General features: G+C 71.3%; 2 protein-coding genes. Both read left to right on the plus strand.

The features are described from left to right. A partial coding sequence (locus BQ7106_RS10945; RefSeq protein WP_476756162.1) for an aldose epimerase family protein occupies positions 1 to 458 on the plus strand: 458 nt, incomplete at its 5' end. After that, entirely contained in the window at positions 458 to 997 is a 540-nt protein-coding gene (locus BQ7106_RS00040) for a GNAT family N-acetyltransferase (RefSeq protein ID WP_083526801.1), read from the plus strand. The genes BQ7106_RS10945 and BQ7106_RS00040, both read left to right, overlap by 1 nt. Positions 998 to 1028: the final 31 nt, after the last annotated feature.

Here is a 1028-nt window from a genome sequence, read left to right on the forward strand (position 1 = left end):
ACCCGGCCTTCAACGTCCCCGCACCTGGTGGCGCGGGCGAGTCCTTCTCGGACTACGCGCTCGAGTTCTGCGAGCCGTGGACGGCGCGCGTCCCCAAGATCGACGAGGCGGGTCTCCACGACTTCTCCAAGATGACGGAGCTCCTCAGCGACTCCGACCGCCTCGAGCTCTCGCACGACCTCTTCGAGCGGCTGCTCACCCTCGTCTTCGTCGAGGTTCCCGGTCGGCGCGTCCGCCTCGTGGGACCCTCGGGCCACGGCGTCGAGGTCGACTTCGACGGCTTCGACTACCTCGGCGTCTGGACGTCGGGACCGGAGGCGCCCTTCGTGGCGATCGAGCCGTGGGTGGGCTGCGCGACCGCCTACGACGAGTCCGACGTCTTCGAGGAGAAGCGCGGGATGGTGCTCCTCGAGCCGGGTCGCACCTACGAGGCGTCCTTCTCCATGAGGCCCCTCTAGTGCACGAGGACAGCGGCGGCCACGGCCTCGTCAGGCTGGCGACCGAGGGGGACCTCGACTCCGTCGCGGACATTTACGCCGCCGCGCGCGCGTTCATGCGCGCGCACGGGAACGCGGCCCAGTGGCCCGACCACTACCCCACGCGGGTGGACGCTGAGTGCGACCTCGCCCTGGGGGCGCTCTGGGTGCTCGACGAGGGCTCGGGGCCCGTCGGGTGCATGAGCGTCTTCGACCGCCCCGACCGGACCTATGCAGACATCCAGGGCGAGACCTGGCTCAACGACGACCCCTACTGGGTGATGCACCGGCTCGCCGTCGCCGAGTCGGGCCACGGGCGGGGATCTGCGCTGCTCGCCTGGCTCTGCGACCGGCACGACAACGTCCGGGCGGACACGCACGAGCTCAACGCCCCCATGCGCCGCGCGCTCGAGCGCGCGGGCTTCGTGAGGCGCGGCACCATCATCTGCGACGACGGCACGCCGAGGATCGCCTACCACTTCGTGCGAGGCCAGTCGCTCCCGGCCGGGGGCGTTGCCTAGGCCCGCTGCCGCTCGACCAGCCCCGCGAAGA

This window comes from Thermophilibacter mediterraneus (genome assembly GCF_900119385.1).
Lineage (GTDB): Bacteria > Actinomycetota > Coriobacteriia > Coriobacteriales > Atopobiaceae > Thermophilibacter > Thermophilibacter mediterraneus.